Source organism: Verrucomicrobiia bacterium (assembly GCA_035495615.1).
Lineage (GTDB): Bacteria > Omnitrophota > Omnitrophia > Omnitrophales > Aquincolibacteriaceae > DATJFP01.
In genome coordinates, this window is sequence record DATJFP010000039.1 from 45932 (window position 1) to 53327 (window position 7396).

At 55.4% G+C, this 7396-nt stretch carries 9 protein-coding genes; 8 read left to right on the forward strand and 1 reads right to left on the reverse strand.

Going from position 1 to position 7396, the window contains the following annotated elements; genetic code table 11:
* The first annotated feature begins 1 nt into the window (after position 1).
* The 8 genes from VL688_05470 to VL688_05505 all read left to right on the forward strand — a co-directional run bounded on the left by VL688_05470 (position 2) and on the right by VL688_05505 (position 6338).
* A complete protein-coding gene (locus tag VL688_05470; GenBank protein HTL47495.1) occupies positions 2-796 on the forward strand; it encodes a hypothetical protein in 795 nt (264 codons plus the stop codon).
* Positions 793-1416, forward strand: coding sequence for a hypothetical protein (locus tag VL688_05475; protein ID HTL47496.1), 624 nt, complete (start codon positions 793-795; stop codon positions 1414-1416). The genes VL688_05470 and VL688_05475 overlap by 4 nt, the downstream gene beginning before the upstream one ends.
* Positions 1417-1496: 80 nt before the next feature.
* Positions 1497-2225 carry a C4-type zinc ribbon domain-containing protein gene (locus tag VL688_05480; GenBank protein ID HTL47497.1) on the forward strand — a complete coding sequence of 243 codons (729 nt, stop codon included), beginning with the start codon at positions 1497-1499 and terminating at the stop codon, positions 2223-2225.
* A gap of 253 nt (positions 2226-2478) precedes the next feature.
* Positions 2479-2931 carry a division/cell wall cluster transcriptional repressor MraZ gene (gene mraZ / locus VL688_05485; protein ID HTL47498.1) on the forward strand — a complete coding sequence of 151 codons (453 nt, stop codon included), beginning with the start codon at positions 2479-2481 and terminating at the stop codon, positions 2929-2931.
* A 10-nt stretch (positions 2932-2941) separates the two neighbouring features.
* On the forward strand, positions 2942-3280 hold the full coding sequence (locus VL688_05490; GenBank protein ID HTL47499.1) for an STAS domain-containing protein: 339 nt from the start codon (positions 2942-2944) through the stop codon (positions 3278-3280).
* Between the two features lie 49 nt (positions 3281-3329).
* Positions 3330-4184 (forward strand): 16S rRNA (cytosine(1402)-N(4))-methyltransferase RsmH, encoded by an 855-nt coding sequence (rsmH, locus tag VL688_05495; GenBank protein HTL47500.1) that lies wholly within the window; start codon positions 3330-3332, stop codon positions 4182-4184.
* Entirely contained in the window at positions 4168-4557 is a 390-nt protein-coding gene (locus VL688_05500) for a hypothetical protein (GenBank protein HTL47501.1), read from the forward strand. The genes rsmH and VL688_05500 overlap by 17 nt, the downstream gene beginning before the upstream one ends.
* Entirely contained in the window at positions 4557-6338 is a 1782-nt protein-coding gene (locus VL688_05505; protein HTL47502.1) for a penicillin-binding protein 2, read from the forward strand. Before VL688_05500 ends, VL688_05505 begins: the two co-directional genes overlap by 1 nt.
* Here the strand turns inward: VL688_05505 and gshB are convergent.
* On the reverse strand, positions 6256-7203 hold the full coding sequence (gshB, locus tag VL688_05510) for a glutathione synthase (protein HTL47503.1): 948 nt from the start codon (positions 7201-7203) through the stop codon (positions 6256-6258). The genes VL688_05505 and gshB overlap by 83 nt on opposite strands.
* Between the last annotated feature and the right edge of the window lie 193 nt (positions 7204-7396).

Sequence of the window (7396 nt, forward strand, 5' to 3'; positions counted from 1 at the left end):
CATGGTTCCTGCGGACGAAAAAAAGCTCAAACGAGGCCTGAAAGATGTTTCGCAGCTTTTTAACGGGCCGTCCCCGGGCGTCCTGGAAACGCGGGAAAACGAGATGTTTATCAAAATGGTCGGCATTTACAATCCGGGAGATCCGGGAGACGCTCTCTTTCTCAACGGGATTCTTGCCGCGCTCGTTTCAACGCATTATCCCAGCTCCATCCTGACCGTGGGGGAACGCGCCGAGGCCGAACCGAAGACGGCGGCCCGGCCTTTGCCGTCCGCTACGCCGCATCTGGGACTGCCGTGGGATGAATTCGACAAGATCCGCGAAAGCCCCATCCACCGCCATTATTCGGGATCGTCGCCCCGTCACGTTATGTTTATCAATGCTGATTTTTCTCAGACCGCGCGGCTTCCGCGGGTCGTGCCGCTGCTGGACAAATGCCTGCTTCTTGTCCGCCCCGACCTCGAAAGCCTCATGGAAGCGTATAAGTTCGTGAAGGGCGTCCAGAGCCTGAACCCCCGCTTGCAGTACTTTCTTATTTTCGAGGGCGCTTCGCAGGGAGAGAGCGGCTGTTTTCTCTTCGAAAAATTTTCTTCGCTTCTGGCAAGGCGCCTGGGGGTCGGGCTCGTGTGGCTGGGCTATCTCGATCCATACCGCGACGCCGGACGACGGGGCGACGAACTCGAATTGGAGCATCTTTTTCTGAAAGATATTTCTTCCGGCGAAATTCCGGAAAAAATCGCGCTGCTCGAGCTCATGACTTTGCAGTGGATGCAGCTTGCGTCAGAGACCGCATCATGAATCCGATCCGGGTGTGCAAGCCGATTTCCTGGACCGAAATGGAGCCGTCCGAAATACGCAAGGCGGTGCTCAAGGCGGCCGCGGAATTTTACCCGCAGTGGCTGACTCCCGAGGCTTTGAGCGCGCTTGGCGAGTCCGAGGCCGAGAGGACGGCGGGCGGCAGAGGCGCCACCGCCTTTCTCATCAAAATTTTCACGGCATTCCCGGAAACCGGTGATTTAAAAAATGCCCTGGAGGAAATCCGAAGGGTGACGGACGCGGCCGGCCCGAGAAACATTTTTCTGTTTTTCCCGTGGATGGAAAACCAGCCGCAAGCCGGAAGCGATCTCTCGGCCCATGAGTTTCTATGGAAGGCCTGCCGTTCCGTTCGCGCGGTTCAGTATCACTTCCTTGCCATGGGGGACGAGAAAGCCGTCAGCTTCCGGGAGATCTTTTCGCAAGACACGGATTTTGAAAGCATGCTTCCCGAAATGCCCCTTGTCGCGGTTGAAAGGCCTTTGAGGAGCGAAGACGAACCCTACTCTTTTTACCGCAAATCGAGGCTCTCCCAGGAAGAACTGCGGGAATTCTTCGAGCTTGGGCTCGAAATCAGGGGGATCAAGCTTGCCCCGGGCGCCTGAGGACCGGGTATGCCCGCGCCCAAGCGCTTCTCATCCCGGCTCTTTCCAAGCCGCCAACTTGTGCTATAATGTCCCTCTCTATGAGCAAAGTTAAAAGCGAAATCGAAATTCTCAAAAAGGTCCAGGAACTGGACCGCGACCTTTATCTCGCCACCGAGCGGTTGAACGAAATCCCCGAAGAAGTTTCCGCCCTCAAGCAAAAGCTGGAAGGGGAGAAGAACCGCCTCAAGGAACTCGAAGCCGCGCTGAAAAGCTGCCAGCTCAAGCAAAAAGAAAAAGAAGGCGAGCTGGGCCAGAAAGAAGGCCAGGTCAAGAAGCTGGACGGCCAGCTTTCCCAGGTGAAGACCAACAAAGAATACAGCGCTCTCCAACAGGAAATCGCTTCGCTCAAAGCCGACAATTCCCTTCTCGAAGAAGGCATTCTCAAGGCCATGGATGAAGTGGAGGCCGCGAACGAAGAAGTCCGCAAGGAAAGAGATCATCTGAAGCAGCGCGAAAAAGATTACGGCACGCTCGAAAGCGAGCTGAAAGAAAAAGAAAAAAAATTCAAAGAAAGCGTCGAGACGCTGCGGAAGCAGCGCCAGGAAATCCTCACGCAGGTCGATCCCGAGATCCGCACGATGTACGACGCTGTGGTCCAGAAACGCCAGGGGATTGCGCTCGCCAAAGTGGTCGGCGAAACCTGCGGCGTCTGCAAAATTAAATTGCGCGCTCAAATTTTGAATGAAGTCATGGGCGGCCAAAGCCTCGTAGCCTGCGAAAACTGCCTGCGCTTTCTCTATATTGAAGAGGTTGCCCCGGCTTCCTAGGCAGCCTTCTTTGTTTCGCCTCCTCCTAAAGAGCCTCATAAACCCCGCTTCAGCGTTTTTTTCCTCCACTTTACTCCCCTAAGAGAAAAACCTACATATTGTTGATCCATTCCTCTATGACCCCCATATATTGTATAGAGTTGCTATAAGAAATTAAATATTGACTCATTGTTAAGCCAAGAGTAGACTGCGGCCGATAATTGAGTGGTGAAAAGTGGTAGAAAGTGGCGAGTAAGCGAGGAGTTTAAAGCGCATGTTTTACGGGGAATACGAACATAGCCTCGACAACAAAGGACGCGTGATCATTCCCGCGAAGTTCCGGGAAATTTTCAAGGAGCGTTATGTTGAAAAGTTCTACATCACGCGCGGCTTGGACCAGTGCCTTTTCGTGTTTACCGAAGAAGTATGGAAGAGCCAGGAAAAAAAATTCCGCGAGTTGCCTTTTACCAATTCGGAATCCAGGAAATTCAATCGTCTTTATTTTTCAGGAGCCAGTGAGGTCGTTTGCGACAAGCAGGGCAGGATCTTGATTCCCGAATACTTGAAGTCATACGCGAGCATCAAGGAACAGGTCATGATCATCGGTGTTTCGGACAGGATCGAAATCTGGGCGCAGGACAAGTGGAATGATTTTTTTGGTCAGAACAAAGATAGCTTCGAAGACTTGGCAGAAAAGTTAATGGATTCGTCCAATGAAAATAAATAAAGGGGGAATTATGGCCTATCGTTCGAGGAGCAAGATGGGAGTCGACGTGCTTCGTTTCCAGGGCGATCTCGACGTTTTGGAAATGGTCAGGATGAAAAACCGCCTGAGCCGTCTTCTCAAAAAAAACCACAAAAAGTTGCTTCTGGATTTGGGGCGCACGAAACGCATCGAACTCGCGGGGCTCGGCATCCTTGTCGACCGGCTCATGAAGGTCCGCGCGGCCAAGGGCGACATCAAGCTCTGCAACCTGCGGCCCGAAGTGAAGACCGCGCTGAACATGATCGGCGTGGGCGAGTTGATGGAATCGTTCTCGAACGAGGAAGAGGCCATCCGCAGCTTTGTCGCATAAGCCCGTTTTGCTGGCGGAGGCGGTTGAAAGCCTCCGGTTGAAACCGGGTTTGAGCGTCTTGGATGCGACCCTTGGCGGCGGAGGCCACGCCGCGGAGATATTAAAGCGCATCCGGCCCGGGGGGCGGCTCATCGGGATCGACCGCGATCCGGCCGCGCTCGACCGATGCCGGAAGATTTTGGAAGGTGGGGACGTTTCGCTGCATCACGCGAACTACAGCAAGGCCAGCGAAGTCCTGGATTCATTAAATATCGATTTTGTGGATGCCGTAATACTTGACGCAGGATTCTCCTCGGACCAGCTGGAAGACGCGGCGAGGGGATTCAGTTTCGAACGGGAAGGCCCTCTGGATATGAGGATGGATCCCGGAATCGAAAAGACCGCGAAAGACCTGATCTACGATCTTTCAAAATCGGATTTGGAAGACCTGTTCCGGAGATACGGCGAAGAACGGTGGGCCCGAAGATTTGCCGAACGCATTTGCGAGGCGCGCCGGGAAAAGCCTATCGAGACGACGCTCGACCTGGCAGGCGTGATCGAAAGCGCAATGCCTGTCTCGATGAGATTCAAAAAAGGGCACAGGCCTCCCTGGGCGAGGCACAATCCGGCTACGAAAGTTTTTCAGGCCCTGCGGATCTCGGTCAATGACGAGCTGGGTTCCCTGGCCGGAGCGTTGCCGGTGTTGTGGGCAAGGGTGAGGCCGGGCGGAAGAATGGCTGTGATTTCGTTTCATTCACTCGAAGACCGGATCGTCAAACATCAGTTTAAGGATTGGGCGCTCCGGAAGGAAGGGACGCTGATCGTTAAAAAGCCGGTAGTTCCTTCGGAAGCAGAGATCCGGGACAATTCCCGGGCAAGAAGCGCGAAACTGCGCGTGGTGGAAAAAAATGAAATTCGCTCTTAAAGTCATTCTTACGGTTGCAATCGTGACGTCCTGTGTCGTACTATACGTGCACGGGGAAGTCGCGATTTTCCAGGTTTCATATTCTCTGGACGCGCACGCCCGTCTTCTGAAAGAAAGAAGCGAAGAATACCGTCGCATCAAATTCGAAGTCGAGCAGCTCAAAGCGCCGCGCCTTCTGGAAGAGAAGATGAACCAGATGAATTTGGAGTTGACGCTTCCCAGGCAGGTCAAAGTCGTCCGCATCCCCGAGCTTCCCTCCGTCGCGGACGCTGCCATGAGGAACGTAAACCCGCAGAGTTTCACCCAGTCTCCGCTTGATTTCCTCGGGCGCTGGGTCAAGGTCGCGGTGGCCCAGGCTAAAATGGAATCCTGATGTCCCAATCGGTTTCGGCAAAACGGTTTTGGTCCGTTAATGCCGGCGTAGTTCTGATTTTCCTTCTCTTGACGTATCAGCTCGTCCAGCTCACCGTGATCCGTCAGCCCTCCTTGATGGAAGCTGCGGAAAAGCAGCATCAGCTGACGATCAAGATCCCGCCCCTGCGCGGCCCCATCGTGGACCGGCGCGGACGGGAACTCGCCAGCAATCTGAAGCTCCCTTCGGTCTATGCCGTCCCGCGCATGCTCGGCGACGGGGAGAAAGAAGATCTTGTCCGCGATCTGGGCGTCATCCTCAAGCTGCCGCGCGACTATCTCGACGAGCGTCTTTCCCGCAACAAGGCCTTTGTCTGGATCAAGCGCAAGATCTCCGAAGAAGAAGCGGCCAAGATTCAGGCGCTGCGCCATCCCGCGCTCGGTACGATCGAAGAATACCGCCGTTTTTATCCGCAGGGCGACCTTCTGTCCCAGGTACTGGGTTTCACGAACATCGACAATGAGGGACTGGAAGGCGTGGAGCTTTTTTTTAATAAGGAGCTCCGTGGTCAGGAGGGCGTGCGCTACACGCGCCGCGATGCGCTCGGCCGTGAGATCCGCGCCTTCGAACTGAAGACCGTTCCTGCCGTGAACGGCAGCCGTGTGGTGCTCACCATCGACCAGTACCTTCAATATCTGACCGAGCGTTCCCTCGAAAATGCCTACGTCCAGTGGAAAGCCAAAGGCGCCAGCGCCATCATCATGAATCCCAAGACCGGCGAGATTCTCGCGATGGCCAACCGCCCGGGTTTTGATCCCAATGAATTCGAAAAATCTTCCAAAGAAAGCCACCGCAACCGCGTGCTGACCGACATGTACGAGCCCGGCTCGGTTTTCAAGATCGTGGCCACTTCGGCCGCGTTGAACGAAGGCACGGCCTCGCCGGAGGACGTCTTCTTCTGCGAAAACGGGCAGTACCGCTACGGCACGCGCGTGCTGCGCGACGTGCATCCTTACGGGACGCTGACCTTCGAGGAAGTGCTCATCAAATCCAGCAACATCGGCGCGGTCAAAATCGCCGCGACGCTGCAACACGAGACATTTCAAAAATACATCGATGGTTTCGGCTTCGGCAAAGCGACAGGCATCGACATGCCGGGCGAAGCGCCGGGTTTTACGCGCAAGCCCAAGGACTGGTCCAATACTTCGCCATACAATATCCCGATGGGCCATGAAGTCATGGTCACGGCCCTGCAGATGGCCAACGCTTACTCGGTTATCGCCAACGGCGGCTATCTTGTGAAGCCTTACATCATCGCCCGCGTGGAAGACCAGTACGGCGTCGTTTTAAGGGAGAAAAAGCCGGAAGTTGTTCATCAGATCATCAAGCCCGAAGTGGCGAAAAAGATGAACGACATCTTGGTGCGCGTGGTTCAGGAAGGAACGGGCAAAAAAGCCATCATCGACGGGATCTCGGTGGGCGGCAAGACGGGAACCGCGCAAAAAGTCCTGCCCGGCGGGCGGGGCTATTCGCACAACAGCTTCATCGCGTCGTTTATCGGATTCGCTCCGGCTGAGGACCCTCAGCTGGTCATGGCCGTCGTGCTCGACGATCCTAAACCCAGCTATTACGGCGGCAGCGTCGCGGCGCCTGTTTTCAAGGAAGTGATCGAAGCGGGGCTTCTTTATATGGGGTATGTTCCCAGCAATGCGGAAAAACTCAACGCCGATGGTTCCGCGCCCGCCGCTCCAGCCAATCCGCCCAAGCCTCAAGCAGTAACTTCTTCGGGTAGAGCCGAATAGCTTCCGGATAGCCGCCGGGGCACGTCACGTTGATCTCCAGCAATTTTTCCTGCATCACGTCGATGCCGACGAAATGCAATCCCTCTTTGCGCAGAAAAGGTCCCATCTCGCGAACCATTTGTTTTTCGCGGGCCGTTAATTCCACGGCATGAAAGGAGCCGCCTTGTCCCAGGTTGGAGCGGAATTCGCCCGGCTTGGGACGCCGCTCATAAGCCGCGAGAAATTTTCCTTCCAGAATAAAAATCCTTTTGTCGCCCGGCGTTTTGGTTTCGAGAAACTCCTGGGCCAGGATAACCCGCGATCCTTTTTTCGTGGCCTTTTCCAGCGCGCGTGAGGCCTGCCGGGCCGCGCCGGGCAGAATGAAAATGCCTTCGCCGCCTTTTAAATCGAGCGGCTTGATGACCACGTCTTTGCGCAGCTGCCGGCGGAAGGCGAGGATTGTTCCGGCATCGCTCGCCACAAGGGTGCGCGGCATCCACCGGGGGAATTGGAAGCAGCACAGCTTTTCGTTGTTGTTGCGGATGCCCCGCGGGTCATTGGAAATGAAAACATGGCGGGCCGCGCGCTCGAGCAGGTAGGTCATGGCGAGGTAGCGGCTGTCGAAGGGCGGTTCTTTGCGCACGAGCACCAGATCGAAATCGCGGAGGCGGCGCGCCGCGGCAGGCCCCTGGCGGTAATGGAGCGGGGAAACCTGCCTTACCGGCCGGCAGCGGGCAAAGACATCTCCGGTATTTTCCCACAGGTCCGGAACGTCCGCGGCCCAAGTCTTATGGCCCCGGCGCCCCAATTCCGCGAGCAGGTGCAGGGAGCTGTCATATTCGGGCATCAGCTTGCTCAGGGGATCAAGAACGAATAGGGTTTTCATGACGGATTTTGCCTGATTGTGTTCGTTATTTAAAAAAGGTATTCTAATCCAAAAAAAACGGGGAGTCAGTCCTTTTGAGCACACTTTTGGAGCAGCATCCCCAGGTCCCGCTGAGATCGGAAGCGGACCTCGAGGGCTATTTTCAAAAATTCTGCAAGCCGCATGACGAAGTCCGCGTAGGCCTGGAGGCCGA

What these genes read in the sequence shown, in the direction of transcription:
- VL688_05470 (HTL47495.1), top strand. Translation starts at nt 2, where the DNA reads ATGGTTCCTGCGGACGAAAAAAAGCTCAAACGAGGCCTGAAAGATGTT.
- VL688_05475 (HTL47496.1), top strand. Translation starts at nt 793, where the DNA reads ATGAATCCGATCCGGGTGTGCAAGCCGATTTCCTGGACCGAAATGGAG.
- VL688_05480 (HTL47497.1), top strand. Translation starts at nt 1,497, where the DNA reads ATGAGCAAAGTTAAAAGCGAAATCGAAATTCTCAAAAAGGTCCAGGAA.
- mraZ (HTL47498.1), top strand. Translation starts at nt 2,479, where the DNA reads ATGTTTTACGGGGAATACGAACATAGCCTCGACAACAAAGGACGCGTG.
- VL688_05490 (HTL47499.1), top strand. Translation starts at nt 2,942, where the DNA reads ATGGCCTATCGTTCGAGGAGCAAGATGGGAGTCGACGTGCTTCGTTTC.
- VL688_05500 (HTL47501.1), top strand. Translation starts at nt 4,168, where the DNA reads ATGAAATTCGCTCTTAAAGTCATTCTTACGGTTGCAATCGTGACGTCC.
- VL688_05505 (HTL47502.1), top strand. Translation starts at nt 4,557, where the DNA reads ATGTCCCAATCGGTTTCGGCAAAACGGTTTTGGTCCGTTAATGCCGGC.
- gshB (HTL47503.1), bottom strand. Translation starts at nt 7,203, where the DNA reads ATGAAAACCCTATTCGTTCTTGATCCCCTGAGCAAGCTGATGCCCGAA.